A 15829-nucleotide genomic window follows, 5' to 3' on the forward strand; every position below is an offset into this window, starting at 1 on the left:
CATCGCTGCCACGGCGAAGTCGAGCCTGACCGAGTGGAACCGGCGGAACGAGGCGGCGTTCGGTTCGCTGGGGCTGGCCGACCTGGTCGACACCAGTTCGCTGAGCATCCTCTTTGGCAGCCGGAACACGAGCCTGCTGGACGGCCTCCTCGGTGAGGCCGATCCGACCTTGGGCCAGACCCGTGGAGACGCCATCTCCGAAGGGCCGGCGCCGGGGTGGCTCACGACTGAGTCGGGGCTGATTGTGCCGGACAAGGCGCAGCTCGTTGCGACCGCTGTAACGATCTATACGGCCCTGATCGTGATGGGCCTCTTCCTCCGTGAAGCAGTGCGACTCGAAGAGCGAATCACCGAAGGCAATCGGGTCGCCATCTTCTTTGCCTTGCTCAGTTGGGCTCAGGCTCAGTGGTGGTTACACGGCAAGGTCGTCGGCCTCGTTCGCCGGTTTGAGAACACCGAGGAGCAGATTGGTCATCCAGGACAGGAGCCGCTCGACGGCTAAGTGCTCGACGCGTGCCGCTGTCTGGATGGCCGACACCTGACTGCACGCTTACCGGCATGCGCCCACGTCCTCATGGAGCCATGTACGGATGTCTCGCATCAATTCGCCACCCACAGGCGTCGCGTGGACGACCTTGACGGACATCAGACTCGCCCGGCGGGGATCTTCCGTGGGGCGGCTTCGAGGTCGTCCAGCTTGATCCGGATCGCTCGCTTGCCGCATCGATAGGCCGGGAGGGTGCCGGCTGCGATCCAGCGCCGGATGGTCTTGACCGAGACCGACATGCACTTGGCCGCTTCCTCGAGGCTGAGGTAGACCGGCGTAGCGCGCCGCTCAGTCATCGGAACGCACCTCCGCCCGCGTGGCGGTTGCCGAGGCGAGGAAGCGTCGGGCCTCCGCGACGGTGATGTAGAGCCGGCCGACGCCCTGGAAGCGGGTCCATCGTGGGCCGACGCCGCGTTGGCGCCAGTCGCGGACGGTGCGCTGTGGTGTGCGGATGAGGTCGCAGAACTCCTCGAACAGGATCAGGTTGTTGTCGTCCCAGTCGTCTGGGATGCCGATGGGTGTCACCATCACGTCGCCTCTCGTCGTGGCCGCCGACGGGTTCGGCAACCGATCTGGAGAAGCAACCTCGTGCTCGGCGGTTCGGACGTCTGTGGCCGTTGCTGTCGAGACCGGAGCGTCTCCTGGTCACCTATGTCGTCCGGGCACCTCCGGGCGGTCACTGGACACGAGCAAGTTGGTCAGCGGCCGATGCCGTGAGAAGTCGGCGACGAGGTCGGGATCGGCTGGGGTGGGCGGCGTGGGGTGTCGCGTAGCGCGGCCGCCTGCATGGCCGCCGAGGTCCGACGGTCGTTCGCTCCGTACCGGTCTATGTCGTCGGCGGCCCTCTGTGCGGCGTGGCGTGGTCCGAGGTCGGCGCGGTCGCGGCTGAAGACGTCGACCCATTGGGTGCGGGCTTCGTCAATGGATTCGGCGACGAGGTGAGCGGTGTTGTGGTGGCGGCCCCGGGTCATGGCGACGTAGGCCGAGGCGGCACCGGTCGTCTCGCCGAGCACGAAGTGTGCGGTGCCGACGGTCTCGCCTTGGGCTCCGTAGGCGGTGGTGGAATATGCGAGCTCGACGTGCTCGCGGACGTACCCGGCCGGGAGGGTACGTTGGCCGGCGCGTCCGGCGACGACCAGGCTGCCGTCCTCATCGATCCCGGCAACGGTCCAGGTGTCCCGGTTGGCGACCCCGAGGTCGCGGTCGTTGCGCCGAGTGGCGACTCGGTCACCGAGACCGATCCGCTCACCACGACGCGTGATGGGCTCACCATTCCGCTCACCAACCTGATCCTCTGGTGGTTCGACAACGTGCTGGCGGCGGTCGCGGATGGCTGCGTTGAGCGCACCGACCTGATCGCGGGTGTCTGCGATGACCAGCTGGTCACTGTCATCAAGACTGTGGGCGCCGATGGCGGCGAGGGCGGCTGTGCGTTCGACCTCGCTGGCGTGGAGGACGATCTGTCCGCGCTCGTGAAGCTTGTCGAAGACCTCACCAGATCGCTCGCCGATGCGCATGAGCAGGCTGAGGTCGGCGTACGCGGGATCGCTGAACCGGTGGACCGACTCGAGCTCGTGGTGCGCTGCGGGTCGTACCCACCGTGCGGCGAGGTCGAGGACGCCGCCGCGACCGACTGCGGGCAACTGGTGGCGGTCACCGAGGAGCGCGACCCTCGCGTGCGCTCGGTCGGCGATCGCGAACAGCGCGCGGGCGGTGTCCTGGTCGAGCATGCCAGCCTCGTCGACGAGCAGGACGTCACCGGGGAGCAGGCGGGCTCGCGCATCGGGACGAGCCTCGGGTGCGGCGTCGGGTCCCGTGTCGACGCGTGTCCAGTGACCGTCTTCGTCCCAGCGGTAGCCGTGCTGGTGGATGAGCCAGGCGGCGGAGAACGCGTCGGCGCCGACCTGCTGCCGTGCCGCTTGGGCAGCCTTGAGGGTGGGGGTGACGACCACGAGGCGACGCTCGGAGGCGTCGAGGACGTCGCGCGCGACCGCGAGGGTGGTGGTCTTGCCCGTGCCGGCGGCGCCTTCGATCACGAGCAGACCTGCGCCGCCGGCCAGCGCCGCGACGACGCGTTGCTGCGCCGGGTCGAGGTGCCGGCTGCCGCGGAGCCGACCCGCAGTGGTCACAGGTTGCGAGGCGCGCGCGGCGAGGGTGTTGACCAGGTCGGCTTCGACGGCGAGTACCCGTTCGGAGGTCAGGCTGCGGACGTGCTCGGGGACGTCGTCGCGGTTCAGCAACGGCACGCACCGTGCCCGGGCCCGCTCGGCGATGTCTTCGACCAACTCTTGACGGACGGGTCGTTCGGCGACCACGCCGACGGCGGCGACCAGTCGTTCGACCTCGCCACGGATGTCGGCGGTGTTCCACGCCGACCGCTTGGCGCCGAGCCGGGTGAGCACGAGGTCGGCGGCGACGTCCCGACTGAGCCGACCGATCTGCAGGCCTAGCTCTGCCGGCGAGATGGTCGGTGGCGTCGGTGGGGTGAAGCCGAGGTCGCGCAGCTCTCGGTTCCATGCGGCGACAAGGTCGGCGCCGCTGCGGGGCACGACCTTGTCCGGTCGTGCGTCGGCCCAGGCGCGTCGGTCCCAGGTCTGGCGCAGACTTGGCCCGGGCTCGGTGCCGGGGTGCTCGGCACGCCAGGCGGCTTCGTACCGACCGACGTTGCGACCGATCTGCGCGGCGCGCTGGCTGAACCGTCCGGCGTACGGCGCGAGCTGCGCGATCTCGCCGCCGTCGTCGAGGGTGTACCCCCGCGCGGCAATCGCGGCTCGGAATTCGGGGTCGCACATCACAGCTGCGTGCCCGATCCCGTTGAGCGCCTCGATGCTGTCGACGACACCGACCGAGTGCAGGCCCCGCCAAGCGCCGCGCGCGAAGACGCGTGCGTTGATCTGCACGTGGAGGTGGCGGTGCGGGTCACCGGCCCGGGAGGTGTAGTGCCGCACGACAGCGGCCTCGACCTTCTCCACCGGGACCTGCACCTGCCGGCCACGTGGCCCGACCCGCGTGGTGGCGTGCTCGGCCACCCACCCGATCACCTCGCCAGCGGCCCGGTCCATCGCCGCGTCGTACGCCGTCGCGACGTCGGGGTGGAGCGCGGCGGCGAGCGACCAGGACTTCGGCCCGTTGACGACGACCTCGACGAACCGCAATGCGTGGGTGTCGTCACGCAGCCGGCCCTTCGGCATCCCCGTCACGACGTCGTAGCCGGCGACCCACCGCTCGTACGCGTCCCCATCCAGCGTCCCCCCGTCCTGAACTGCGGGAACACCGCGTCCCCCCGCCGCGTCACTGGGACCGGTGGCGACGTATCGCTCGGCCACCCCGGTGCCCTCGGCGAGGTAGTAGTCGTCGACTCGTGAGCGGTCCGCCTCGACATAGGAGCGCGCGGCGGACGCGGAGCCGCGGTAGAACTTCACTCCACCGTGCATCAGCGTCGTCACCGCCCGTCAGTACTCGTCATCTAGCCTTGAAATGACGCTCGGCCCGCCCCGAGGGGCGGACCGATCTACGGACCTTCGTAGCATGCGTGCCGCTCAATATTGAAGGTCTTCGGAGGCGTTCAAGGGAGCGGATCTGGGACTCGTCACTCCTCGTCATCGCATGCCGATGAGGCGGAGAAGAAGCGGTAACGGGTCTGACTGGAGACGTCGGGCTCGAGGTTTCGACACTCGGCCGCGTACTCCATCTCATCGACGAGGTCGGGCTCGACCGTTAGTACCGGAAGTCCGATCTTCCGGCAGCGGACCCGACAGGTGGGCCCCGCATTCTGGCTGCTGCATGTTCCGTGCGACGCCCCCGTCCCGGGAACACCTCCGGACAGGGCTACCGAAACAACCGGCTCATCCTCCCCTGTTCCCCACGCGAGCGTCGCCGCAGAAGGTTCGGCTTGCGGGACAGACTAGTGGAGATGATTGCGCGTCCTAGATCTGCGGGGATCTAACCATCGGGGGTGGGCGCGGAGAGCTGCCCCATGCTGGTCTGGACCACTCAGCATGGTCCCTTGTGTGGTAGGGCGCCGTGAGTCACAGTCGTTCGACCGCATACCCCATTTTGGGGATCGGATGCGGCTCATTCTCGGGGGAGATCATGCGCATCGGTCGCGCAGTTTCGGCTGCATTTGTTTTGACGGTTCTGATCGGGTCCGTACTCAGTCTCCCGGCGTCACCAGCATCGGCTGGTCCGTCGATCGGTGCATTGGCCGGTGCTGGCGAACGGCCGGGAGCGACCCGGCTTTCGTTCACGGTCGGTGACAGCGTTCGCGCGCAAGTCGATGTGGGGTCGGGCAACCTGCTGCTGACCGTGCGCGGCATCTCGCTACCCAGCGTGAACCGGCAGCTACAGGTGGGGGCGTACTACAACTCCGCCGCGGTCGGGCTCACCCCGGTGTCGCGGCTGGGCAAGGGATGGGGGCTGACCAATACCCCGGACGTGCGGCTGGTCGAGAACGGCGACGGGTCGGTGACCTACCACGGCGCCGGGGGCTGACCGGGGTGTTCGACCTGGTCAGTGGGTCCACGACGAACTACACGCCCGCGCCCGGATTCAAAGTGCAGCTCGTCAAGGTTCCCGGGTCGGGGTGGACCCTCGCCGACAACGCCTCCCAGGACAAGCTGACGTTCACCACTGCCGGCGCTCTGGCCTCGGTCGCCGACCGCAACGCCAACACCACCACGGTGACCGCGTCAGGGACGGGCACGTTCAAGAACATCGAGGTCGCCACCCCGGTGGACACCGACGGCTGGTCCCACGACGCGCTGGTCACCACCACCTCGGGCACCACGAAAGTCGTGCACGGCGACCCGGCCAGTCCGCTGCGCATGGTGAAGTTCGAGCCCGTCGACGCCGACACCATGCGGTTCGTCGACGCCCGCGGCCGCGCCACCTCCTTCGACTACACGACCGCGGGGCTGATTACCCGGGTCAGCGCACCAGGGTCGGTGACCACCGACGTCGCCTACGACACCAGCGGGCGGGTCACCTCCATCACCCAGGACGAGACGTCGGTCGGTGGTCCGGGCGACTCCACCACCCGCCTTGCCTATCCCTCGGCCACCCAGACGCTGCTTGCCGCACCCGACACGAACCAGTCGCAGGCCGTGTCCGCGGTGCCGCACACGACCTACACCCTCGACTCCACGCAGCGGGTCCTCACGGCGGTCGACGCTGCCGGCCGCAGCCGCTCACGGAGCTACACCGCGAACTTCGACACCGCCACCTCCACCCAGGGCCCCACAGGAACCGGGTTCACCCGCACCAACACGTGGGGCGCGAACAACGGGACCTCACTGACCAAGACAACCTCGGCCACCGGGTCGTCCCAGCAGCTGGCCTACACGGGGACGGGTGCCGCTCAGTACAACCCCACCTCGAGCACCGACGACGCCGGCAATGCCTCGACGTACAGCTACAACGGCGCGGGTAACCAGCTCACCGCGACCGACACCGCCGGGGAGGAGGCCGAGCTCACCTACAACCCGGACGGCACCGTGGCCGAGGCGTTCGCGCCGGGCAATGGCGATTACGCGACCGACTACTGGTACGTCGACAAGCGGCTCGCCGGGATCACCCCGGTGACCTACCCCAGTCTGGGCGAGCGCGAGTACACCTACGACGACCTCGGCCGGCTCGAGACCGCCTCCAACGGCCGCGGCATCACCCGTACCTCCACCTACAACCTCAACGACCAAGTCACCCAGGTCACCTTCACCGGCACCGGCTCTGGTGCCCAGTCCACCACCTACGGGTACGACACTGCCGGTCGTCTCGCCTCACGCACCGACTCGACCAGCGGCGCCACGACCGCGACCACCACCTGGAGCTACGACCAGCTTGGCCGGCTGCTGACCCGTCAGACGACCGTCGCCGCCGGCTCCGGCGGCGGGGGTGGTGGTGTAATCACCTACACCTACGACAAGGCCTCGAATCTCGCCTCCTCCACGTCGAGCGTCGGCGGGACCGTTACATACACCTACGACTCCTCCGGTCTCCCGACCTCGCTCACCTACCCCGACCCCGCGGCCGGGACACCCGGGCTGATGCGGTTCACCTACGACGACCAGGGCCGCCGCACCGCCACCTACCTCAAGACCAACGCCACCCTCTCAATCTGGGCCTCGCGGACCCGCAACACCTACGACAACAGCGGCCGGGTCACCAGGGTCCAGGCCGACACCGGGCCCAGCACCGCCAACATCGTCGACCTCTCCTACTGCTACACCACCGGCACCACCCCGGCAGCGCCGGGATCGGGGGCCTGCACAGGACCGGCGACCGCAGACCGGGACAAGGTGCAGTGGCGCCGCGACAACCTCACCGGCAAAGCCACCACCTACACCTACGACACCGCCGGCCGCCTCACCCAAGCCCAGGTCAGCGGCGGAGCGACCTTCGCCTACACGTTCGACGCCAACGGCAACCGCCTCACCGCCAGCAACGGCTCCACCAGCCAGAGCCTGAACTTCAACAAGGCCAACCAGATCTCGACCACCGGCTACACCTACGACGCCACCGGTAACCAGAAGAACGACCCCTCCACCAGCACCAGCGCGATCACCTACACCGGAGCCGACCAGCTCAAGTCCGTCACCAAGGCCGGCACCGCCTACACCTACCTCCACGCCGGTGTCGACAACGTCGAGCTGCTCCGCCAGACCAGCCCGAGTGGCACCCACGCCACCACGTACGGCCGCACCGCCCCCACCGGTGTCCCGGTCGTGGAGCAGACCAGCGTCAACGACGGCACCACCACCAAGAACACGGCCGTGATCTCCGACCCCGTCACTGGCACCCCGCTGATGTTGCGCACCGACAACGGCGTTCAGTCGATGTACGTCTACGACGGCACCCCCGGCGCGCCCATCGCCCTGGTCTCGTCAGCCTCGATCCAGCAGTTCGGATACGACTACGACCCCTACGGGGTCCCGACGATCACCCAGAACTCCGGTAGCCAAGCCGTCCCACAGAATCCCTACACCTTCGCTGGCACCGGGGTGAAGGACCGCACCACCGGCTGGGTCCACTACGCCAACCGCTACTACAACCCCGCCACCGGCACCTGGACCCAACAAGACGACCTTGACGCACCCCTCGACCCCGCCAACGCGAACCGTTACGCGTTCGCTGGCGGCGACCCCATAAGCAACACCGACCCCACCGGGCGAGACATTCTCGAAGATATCGAGGATGCTGCGACCACCATCGGAACCTTCGCGGGTGCTGGGGCCGGGATTGGTGCAACGGTCGGCTGTGTCGTGGCTACCGCTGGATGCCCAGGCGGTGCTGGGGTCGGTGCTGGGATCGGCAGCGCGATCGGCACCGTCGTCGGCGTATCAGTCGCGATCGAGAACTACAGGAAGAAGAACTGACCGTTGAAGACGTCGACCCTTTGGGTGATAGTCATCGTTCTGGCTGTGGCGATCGGTTACGGACTTAGTGCCGCTGGGGCTAGCAAGCTAGTTGTGGGCCTTGTCGCGATCGCTGTGCTGCTCCCTCTTGCTGTAGTGCTCATACGCCGTGAGGTGAGGGCCCGGGAAGATGGCGGGCGCCGTTGAACGCGAGCCCAGGCCGCCGAGAGCCGCGTCCCATGACGCCTGTATAGCCTGCGTTCCGATCTCGACCCTCGCCACGTCCGCGAGTCGTCCCAGTGCGAACGTCCCGAGGGCTGCCGCGATGAGCGCGTTCCGGAAAGGTTGTTTTCGGTCGGCGTAGTTCCGAAGAGCGATCCCGCACCGGGTCGCTCCGCGAGCCCATCCCGCACCGGGTCGCTCCGCGAGCCCATCCCGCATCGGTTCGCTCCGTGAGCCTGTCCTCGCGCGGAGCGCGGCCACAGCCGGGCCGCGCACCGGAGTGCAGGGATAAATCTGACGTGCTCATCCGACGAACGAGCGCACCACCACTCCGCCGTCGTCTACGACGAGGTTTAGACGACGCAGATCAAGGCTCGCGGTGAGAAGGGCCTGGTCAACGGGGAATACGACGACGCGCCAGCCCGCGGCCCGGGCTCGTTCGGCCGCGTCGGCAACCAAACGCCCTGCAAGGGGCGGTGGATCTCCGTTTGGCAAAATTCCCGCCTTCGGACCGACCGCACCTCGCTTGAGGTCCGACACTGATCGAAGACGGATGGAGGCTCTCTCGGTGCCGATAAAGACGGGGTTGTTGTCGCAAGTCTGCTGAGCCAGGCGCGTGTCATCAGCCAGCACCTCTACCACCAGCTCGAAAGGTCCAACCGCTAACACGGGACCCGCCAACACCGGGAGAAACTCACCACGGGCGATGACCGTTGCCAGTTCCTCGAGGGACTCGAACTGACGGTTCATGTTGGCTCCGGAAGGCGGTCGTGGAGGGCAGCGCTATACGCTACGCCCGGCAGTCGCACATCAACAGTCTTGTACGCGCTTGGTTTCCGACATACTGAACCGCCCCGGCAAGTCCGGAGACTCCGTTCCTTGGGAAGGATGGAGTCATGTCAGGGAGTACGTCGAAGAGGTACCCGGTCGAGCTGCGTGAGCGGGCGGTACGGATGGTCGTCGAGATCCGGGCCGATCACGAGTCGGAGTGGGCGGCGATGAGCAAGGTCGCCGAGCTGCTCGGGGTCGGGACGCCGGAGACGGTGCGCAAGTGGTGTCGTCAGGCCGAGGTCGATGCCGGCCGGCGGCCCGGGATGACTTCGGAGGAGTCCGCGGAGCTGAAGCGGTTGAAGCGGGAGAACGCCGAGTTGAAGCGGGCCAACGCGATTCTCAAGAGCGCATCGGCTTTCTTCGCGGCCGAACTCGACCGGCCCCGCCACCAACAGCGTTGATCGTGGCCTACATCGACGAGCACGTCGGTGTGCGCCACGAGGATGCCGACGGGCCAGGTCTGCGATGGGGTGTCGAGTCGATCTGCGAGCAGCTCACTGAGCTGGGCTGCAAGATCGCCCCCGCGACCTACTACGAGCACCGCGCCAAGAGGCCGTCGGCCCGCGAGCAGCGCGACGAGGAGCTGAAGCCGAAGATCGCCGCGGTCCACGCGTCGAACTACGGCGTCTACGGTGCTCGGAAGGTGTGGCTGACCTTGAACCGCGAACGCGCTGCCGAGGAGCCTCCAATCGCGCGCTGCACCGTGGAGCGGCTGATGGGCGAGATGGGGCTGGCCGGTGCGGTGCGCGGGAAGGTCAAGCGCACCACGATCAGCGATCCGAAGGCGCCCAAGCCGCTCGACCTGGTGGACCGCAACTTCGCGCCGCTGGCACCGGACCGGCTGTGGGTTGCCGACTTCACGTATGTCTCGACGTGGTCGGGCTGGTGCTACACCGCGTTCGTCATCGATGCCTACGCCCGCAGGATCCTGGGCTGGTCAGTGGCGACCACGATGACCAGCCAGCTCGTCGTCGACGCCGTGGAGCAGGCGATCTGGACCCGGCAGCGTGAAGGCAAGGACCTGGCCGGTTTGATCGCGCACCATGACCACGGAGTCCAGTACTTGTCCGTGGCCTACTCCGAGCACCTGGACGCTGCCGGGATCAAGCCCTCGACCGGTGCGGTGGGCTCGTCCTACGACAAGCCCTGGCCGAGTCGGTGATCGGGCTCTACAAGACCGAACTGGTCAAGCCACGACGGCCGTGGAAGGGCTTCGACGACCTCGAGATCGCGACCGCCGAGTGGGTCGACTGGTTCAACCACCGCCGCCCGTTCGAGTACTGCGACGACCTCACGCCCATCGAGGCCGAGCAGGCTCACTACGCTCACCACAAGCAGGCCCCGACAACCGTTGGAGTCTCAAACTAGAAAGTCTCCGGACACGCCGGGGCGGTTCACAGAGTCCCCACGCATCCGTCTGACCGGGGGCTACGACTCCTTCGACGTCGGGGATTCAGTCGAACTGTCGGGCTGGGTGCAAGACGTCTGGAGAGCGGTAGGCGTGAGTGCGCCTACTGAGTGGCGACGGTGCGTGGGTGGGCGGGGTGACCACGAGGCCATGCTCGTCGTCGCCACCAACGACGACTGACGCGAGCATTGACGCAACGCTCGCTCATCGGCAGATCCGCGCTCTGAACGCGGCACACCTGGCCGTCACTCGGCGCAAGAGCGGACACTCGGATCGAGATGTTGCGGACGTGCGGCTCATGCGAACACGGACTACGGTGCTGAGGATGAGACTGCGTCACGTGACGATCGATTGCGCGGACCCCTACGAGCTGGCAACGTTCTGGAGCCGATTGATCGACTGGCCGATCTCCGACATCGATGAAGCCGGCGACGACGAGGTGCTAGTCGAAGCGCCGGACCAAGTGCCGGGTCTCCTGTTCGTCCGTGTCCCCGAGCCGCGATCGGCCAAGAACCGGGTTCACCTCGACTGGGCGCCCGACCGGCGCTCCCGCGACGAGGAGGTCGAGCGGGCGGTCAGCCTCGGCGCCACGATCCACGAGGATCACAGGGGTCCAGAGGATCGCGGCTGGGTGACCCTGCGTGACCCCGAGGGCAACGAGTTCTGTATCGAACCACAATGAACTCAGGCGGCGCCCCAGACCGTGGGCACGGACATCGGCAGATCCGCGCACCATCAGCGGCATGTGCGGATGTTGCTATGGAAGCGGTTGACCGCGCTCGGGCCTCGGCGCCTCACCCGCGTAGTAGGCAGTCCAGGCTTCGGCGTTGGCGACGGCACGTTCCTGCAGGTCCGCGAACCGGGCTTGCTCTCCATGTAGGACAGGCGGGTCCTCACGCATCTTGTCCAGCGCCACTTCTAGGAGACGACCGATGGACACAGCACCAGCCAAGCCCTCGTAAGACCACCCGTGCCAGGGCTCTTGGTCGTGACGGTGAACTGCGACCGACACCTCCCCGCGGGGACTGTGTGTCGCGACTATCCGAACCTCGGGCGAGGTCAGAAGCACCAGACCGTCCTCCTCCTTCGCGACGGTGAAGTCGCCGTCGAGCAGAGGAGACCATCTGTCGCGCACGAGGTCGGCCAGCGTCGCGGTCACGTTGACATCCAAGCATTGCATTGACCGCCTGAGCCCGCACCGCTGTGAGGGCGGGTGGCCGTCGGGGTCGAGCAACGATTCGGGACCGGTAAGCGTCGTACGGGTATGCGCCGGATCCCTGCCAGAGTGGCCTTGACCATCGCATTCGCCGCGGGCGCCGGTTGCAGCGCAGGCACGTCTGACGAGGCGCCACGTCATGTCGGCACGTACAAGGCCATTGGGAAAGGTGGCGACGGGGCGATGTTGGAGGGAACAGTCCGGTTGGACGACGGCTGCTTCATCGTCGAAACCAGCGCGGCCGAGCGCTTCCTCGTCTACTTCCCGAAGGACGAGGTTGAGTGGAGCAAGGAGGGACTTCACTATGGCGGTTGGACGTACAGCAACGGCGACAGCATCGCCCTAGGCGGCGGAGGGGCTGATGCCTCGCGGCCCGCTCCGCCCGACTGCCGTGAGCGCTTCGAGGGGCTGCGTCAGTGGACTGTCGCTCAGTCCGGCTAGTGCGCTGAGCCGGTCTTACCCAACGTCCGGATCTGCCGCGATCCGCTCGAAGTGCGGGGTGTGCGATCACCCCTCCAGCAGATCGAGATCGCGTACGCAGAACCCGTGGTGCGCCCACTCCTCGTTCAGGACCACGCGAAGACATTCGTTCACAGTCTTCCCTTCGGCGTACGGCGGCCAGCCGAGCCCTGCAGGCACCGGCGCAACCTCCGACAGTTCATCAGCAGTCACGCTGGCCAACCAACGTTCCAGCTCGTCGGCCTGCTCGTCACGCACCGTCAACACCTGATCGAGGCTTGGCCGCGCCGATCGGTCCAGACCCAGCTCTTCCTGGTCAGGTACGAAGTCCGGTGCCAAGCCGAGTGCGGTGAACGTTCCAGGTGATCCCAGGCAGCAGCGGCGAAACCACGAGTCGTGCACGAAGACGAGATGACGAAGCGTTTCCACCGCCGACCACTCGGCTCCGACGCGCTGGTGCTCCAGCCCTCGGGCTGCGCCGCGGAGGCGGGCGACCGTCGCCACCCAGGTCGCCCTCAGACGCCGCTCGGCTTCTCGGAGGTCAGCCGGGTCGGTCGATCGCATCAGCGGCCGCACCGGGTACCGGCGGTCCAGCTCCGCCTCGACGTATGACATCACCTCGACCCCGTTGACCACCAGATTGCTGACCAAGCCGTCGATCATCACGTCCTGCATCACCACCCCGATCAGACGGGCCCCGGTCAGGTCGCACTCGCGGAACTCGGCACCTGTCAGGTCTTGGTCCTCGAATCTCGTCATGTCGGTCAGTCTGCAACGACGCACCGACATGTGCGCGCGTCGGCCACGAACGGTGCTCAGTTCAGGTCGTCCTGTCGCCGAGGTCGTCGTGTTCTCGAACGACTTCGCCAACCGGCGGGAGCGCCCCAGGCGGCCGCGGGCGACCTTCGACGCGCCAGGCGTGCCGGATCGGGCGGAAGACCGGCTGCTCGTCGTTCCACCCGACCCGGCGGACCTCGAGGTCGTGCTCCCGGCCGAGGTTCCGCGCGGCGGCCGCGGTGACCCCGCGGTCCACCAGGACGAGCTCGAGCCGTCCGGCGACGCCCTGCTGGGTCAGGTGCTCGAGCATCAGGTCGCTGGCGCGGTTCTCGGGTGTTGGACCGTCAGGGCCTGCCATCGGTCAGATCACTTGGATACGGCATGCCCCGCACGGTGACGACGCCACTCGTCGAGACAATAGGGACACACCCAGTCAGAGTCGGGCCATGCGGGTCACGCCTTGCCGCGCGGCACCACGAGCGTCGACGTGGAGACCGCCGGCCGCACGAGGTCGGTGCCCGCGAAACGGACGACCAGGGGCCTCTTGCCGGGCGCGACGTCGCGGACGACGAGACGGGCCGTCCCGCGGACCAGCTCGCCCTCGACCGTGCGCCGCCCGATGGTCACGGTGATCGCGCCGGACGGCTTCGGTGCTCCCACGGCCTTGACGCGCACGTCGACGACCACACGTCCCCGCTTGGCGTCGGGGCGGACCCGCATGGTGGGCACGGCCCTGAGGGGCGACGCCACCGTGAGGGTCTCGGTCGTGGCGCGGAAGTTGCGGCGCGTCATCGTGACCTCGACCGCGAGCGCGTGACCGACGTCGCCCTTGCGGACGGTGTACGTGCGCTTCGTGGCCTTGGCGATGCGTCGGCCGTCGCGGAGCCACCGGTAGGTGGCCGATGCGTCGACGGGCCGGACACGACCGGGCTTCACGACGAGCCGGCGCCCCACCTGTGCCTTGCCTGTGACCTTGGACGGGCTGAGCAGCGTGACCGGCTTGGCCTGGACGGCCGCGGTCGCCGGTGCGTTCGACCTCGACTTGCGGTAGCCCTTCGCGCTCGCCGTGAGACGTGCGCTGATCTGCTGCCCGATCTCGTCGCGGGTGAGGGTCAGCGTGTTGCCGGTGGCTCCCGCAAGGGGCTTCCCGTCGGCGTACCACTGCGTCGTGGACTTCTTCGGTTGCGGCGACCATGCCGACGGGGTGAGCGTCAGGGTCGATCCGACCTGGGGCTCGCCCTGGATCGTCGGCAGCTGGGTGCGCTCGAGGGTGCCGGGGGCGACCGGAGGCGTGGCCAGGGTCGCGGCGCCGGGGGTGTAGCCGTCGAGCTGTGCGGTGACCCGGGCGGTCAGTGTCTTGCCCTTGACGTCGGGCGTGGGCACGTACCCGGCGCCGGTGGCGCCCGGGATGGCGGCACCGTCGGCGAGCCACTGGAAGGTGATGCTGGACGGCGCGGGCGTCCACGCCCCGACGGCGACCTCGAGCGGCGCGCCGACCATGGGCGTGCCGGCGATGGTGGGGGGCGACGTGGGCTGCACGACGCGGTCGTTGAAGTGGATGAACCCGCTCGGCCAGCCGCCGCCGGACTTGGTGATGCGGCGCCAGTAGAAGTCGCCGCCCCAGTAGTCCTCGGAGACGATGATCTCGGTGTCGGAGATGACCTGCTCCACGACGGCGACATGCCCGTTCCCGCCGGCCGGCGTCACGTGCGGCCTGTACCAGGCGACGGAGCCGACCGTGGGCGTCTGGTCGGTGATGGCGGCCATCGCCACGCCCCAGTTCGACGCGTTGCCGTTGCCCTCCCACGGCCGCACGTCGGGCATGCCCGACTGGATGAGCCGGTACGCCACGTAGTTCGTGCAGTTGTGCCCGGCGAACATGCGCCAGTACTGCTTCGACGAGGCCTGCCGGTAGCCGCCGTCGCCGTACCCCTTGGCCGCGCAGCCCTGGTAGCCCGTGCACAGGTACGTCGACGACGACAGGCTGATCCGACCCGCGGTGGTCGGCACGAGGAGGGCGAGGAGGACGAGCACCCCGGTGAGCACCTTCGCCGTCCCGAGACCCCGCCCGACGACGCTCCGCAGGGCGGTCGGGCGCGGGAGGTCGGGGTGTGACGTCTGGGACTCATGGGGCTTTTGGTGCACGAGAGGAGATCGTATGTGTCATCTGTCAAGCCCGCCACGCCGATGGATGAAGATCAACCGTGTAATTCGTGGCCCTGAGCGGGGACAGCCCTCTGTGGAGCCGGTTGTCGACGCTCCGCGACCGCACTTGGTGGGCGAGTCTGACACTTGGAGGCCGTTGCAACCCCCTCCAAGTGTCGGAGTCCCCGCTCGAGCGGGGACTCCGACAAGGGAACGGCCCGACCGAGCCCACCCGGCCCACCCGACCACCTCAGAACTCGTAGCCGAACTCCTCGATCGTCCGGCGGAAGCGGGCGGCCACGATGTCGGCGTCGCCGGGGCCGTAGAGCTCGCGGTAGTGGGGCCCGCTCCCCTGCTTGGCGTGGGGCAGGTCGAGCTCGAGGCCGAGGCGTGAGGACAGGTCGGCCACCGCGGCGGGCAGCTCCTCGTAGCGGTAGACCCGGTCGACGACGACCCGCCCGCCGAGGCGGTAGAGCCGCTCGTTGAGGGCGAGGCGCTCCATCCGCTTCGGGGTGCGCACGAACTCGGCGAAGGTCTTGGTGAACGACGGCTTGCGCGCGCTGTAGCGATAGGACGAGGCGACCACGTCGAACGGGTTGCGCTCCACCGCGAAGGTGAAGTAGTCGTCCCACGTCTCGCGCCCGATCACCTCGATGACGCGGCGTGCGCCCATGTGGGCGTACGAGCTGGGCTCGGTGTCGTCGTTCTGCGGGCCCACTCCCCCGGCGGCGGCGCGCAGCTCCTCGTCCTCGGGGCTGATCCGGGTGACGATGTCGTCGGGGCCGCAGTGGCGCGACAGCGCGATCTCGAGGCTGGTGCCGGCGGTCTTGCGGGTCTTGACGAACACGAAGCGGTGTCGGTGCGACGCGATCACG

The 15829-nt window shown here is 68.1% G+C and carries 14 protein-coding genes and 1 pseudogene; 6 read left to right on the forward strand and 9 right to left on the reverse strand.

Annotated elements, in window-relative coordinates:
• A partial coding sequence (locus AC4H2S_RS11310) for a hypothetical protein (protein WP_491497083.1) occupies positions 1–502 on the forward strand: 502 nt, incomplete at its 5' end.
• Between the two features lie 143 nt (positions 503–645).
• Here AC4H2S_RS11310 and AC4H2S_RS11315 read toward each other — a convergent pair.
• The 3 genes from AC4H2S_RS11315 to mobF all read right to left on the reverse strand — a co-directional run bounded on the left by AC4H2S_RS11315 (position 646) and on the right by mobF (position 3993).
• The gene (locus AC4H2S_RS11315) at positions 646–843 is read right to left on the reverse strand and encodes a helix-turn-helix domain-containing protein (RefSeq protein WP_491497084.1); all 198 of its coding nucleotides are present in this window, start codon (positions 841–843) and stop codon (positions 646–648) included.
• Entirely contained in the window at positions 836–1075 is a 240-nt protein-coding gene (locus tag AC4H2S_RS11320; RefSeq protein ID WP_322423689.1) for a hypothetical protein, read from the reverse strand. Before AC4H2S_RS11320 ends, AC4H2S_RS11315 begins: the two co-directional genes overlap by 8 nt.
• Positions 1076–1245: 170 nt before the next feature.
• Positions 1246–3993: a MobF family relaxase gene (gene mobF / locus AC4H2S_RS11325; protein WP_491497085.1), complete on the reverse strand. Its 2748-nt coding sequence runs from the start codon at positions 3991–3993 to the stop codon at positions 1246–1248.
• 646 nt (positions 3994–4639) lie between these two features.
• Here mobF and AC4H2S_RS11330 point away from each other — a divergent pair.
• Together AC4H2S_RS11330 and AC4H2S_RS11335 are read left to right on the forward strand one after the other, a co-directional pair.
• A complete protein-coding gene (locus AC4H2S_RS11330) occupies positions 4640–5038 on the forward strand; it encodes a hypothetical protein (protein WP_491497086.1) in 399 nt (132 codons plus the stop codon).
• Between the two features lie 62 nt (positions 5039–5100).
• On the forward strand, positions 5101–7917 hold the full coding sequence (locus AC4H2S_RS11335) for an RHS repeat domain-containing protein (RefSeq protein WP_491497087.1): 2817 nt from the start codon (positions 5101–5103) through the stop codon (positions 7915–7917).
• Between the two features lie 504 nt (positions 7918–8421).
• Here the strand turns inward: AC4H2S_RS11335 and AC4H2S_RS11340 are convergent.
• Entirely contained in the window at positions 8422–8868 is a 447-nt protein-coding gene (locus AC4H2S_RS11340) for a hypothetical protein (RefSeq protein WP_491497088.1), read from the reverse strand.
• 146 nt (positions 8869–9014) lie between these two features.
• Here AC4H2S_RS11340 and AC4H2S_RS11345 point away from each other — a divergent pair.
• Both AC4H2S_RS11345 and AC4H2S_RS11350 read left to right on the forward strand, forming a co-directional pair.
• Positions 9015–10317, forward strand: a pseudogene (locus AC4H2S_RS11345) (IS3 family transposase).
• A gap of 365 nt (positions 10318–10682) precedes the next feature.
• Positions 10683–11039, forward strand: coding sequence for a VOC family protein (locus tag AC4H2S_RS11350; protein ID WP_186342031.1), 357 nt, complete (start codon positions 10683–10685; stop codon positions 11037–11039).
• Positions 11040–11114: 75 nt separating this feature from the next.
• Here the strand turns inward: AC4H2S_RS11350 and AC4H2S_RS11355 are convergent, their stop codons facing one another.
• Positions 11115–11516 (reverse strand): hypothetical protein, encoded by a 402-nt coding sequence (locus AC4H2S_RS11355; RefSeq protein ID WP_491497089.1) that lies wholly within the window; start codon positions 11514–11516, stop codon positions 11115–11117.
• A gap of 132 nt (positions 11517–11648) precedes the next feature.
• Here AC4H2S_RS11355 and AC4H2S_RS11360 point away from each other — a divergent pair, with 132 nt between their 5' ends.
• Positions 11649–12014 carry a hypothetical protein gene (locus AC4H2S_RS11360; protein WP_491497090.1) on the forward strand — a complete coding sequence of 122 codons (366 nt, stop codon included), beginning with the start codon at positions 11649–11651 and terminating at the stop codon, positions 12012–12014.
• A 66-nt stretch (positions 12015–12080) separates the two neighbouring features.
• Here the strand turns inward: AC4H2S_RS11360 and AC4H2S_RS11365 are convergent, their stop codons facing one another.
• From AC4H2S_RS11365 to AC4H2S_RS11380, 4 genes are all read right to left on the reverse strand, one after another.
• On the reverse strand, positions 12081–12791 hold the full coding sequence (locus AC4H2S_RS11365) for a DinB family protein (protein ID WP_491497091.1): 711 nt from the start codon (positions 12789–12791) through the stop codon (positions 12081–12083).
• Between the two features lie 61 nt (positions 12792–12852).
• Positions 12853–13167 carry a hypothetical protein gene (locus AC4H2S_RS11370; protein ID WP_491497092.1) on the reverse strand — a complete coding sequence of 105 codons (315 nt, stop codon included), beginning with the start codon at positions 13165–13167 and terminating at the stop codon, positions 12853–12855.
• Positions 13168–13262: 95 nt separating this feature from the next.
• Positions 13263–14954, reverse strand: a complete 1692-nt coding sequence (locus AC4H2S_RS11375; RefSeq protein WP_491497093.1) for a CHAP domain-containing protein — start codon at positions 14952–14954, stop codon at positions 13263–13265.
• Positions 14955–15204: 250 nt separating this feature from the next.
• Positions 15205–15828 (reverse strand): hypothetical protein, encoded by a 624-nt coding sequence (locus AC4H2S_RS11380; protein ID WP_491497094.1) that lies wholly within the window; start codon positions 15826–15828, stop codon positions 15205–15207.
• Position 15829: the final 1 nt, after the last annotated feature.

This window comes from Nocardioides sp. Z13_37 (assembly GCF_058355585.1).

Bases quoted from the DNA above. Each gene is read 5' to 3' on its own strand.
- AC4H2S_RS11365 (WP_491497091.1), bottom strand. From the start codon at position 12,791: ATGACGAGATTCGAGGACCAAGACCTGACAGGTGCCGAGTTCCGCGAG.
- AC4H2S_RS11340 (WP_491497088.1), bottom strand. From the start codon at position 8,868: ATGAACCGTCAGTTCGAGTCCCTCGAGGAACTGGCAACGGTCATCGCC.
- AC4H2S_RS11320 (WP_322423689.1), bottom strand. From the start codon at position 1,075: ATGGTGACACCCATCGGCATCCCAGACGACTGGGACGACAACAACCTG.
- AC4H2S_RS11315 (WP_491497084.1), bottom strand. From the start codon at position 843: ATGACTGAGCGGCGCGCTACGCCGGTCTACCTCAGCCTCGAGGAAGCG.
- AC4H2S_RS11330 (WP_491497086.1), top strand. From the start codon at position 4,640: ATGCGCATCGGTCGCGCAGTTTCGGCTGCATTTGTTTTGACGGTTCTG.
- AC4H2S_RS11370 (WP_491497092.1), bottom strand. From the start codon at position 13,167: ATGGCAGGCCCTGACGGTCCAACACCCGAGAACCGCGCCAGCGACCTG.
- AC4H2S_RS11350 (WP_186342031.1), top strand. From the start codon at position 10,683: ATGAGACTGCGTCACGTGACGATCGATTGCGCGGACCCCTACGAGCTG.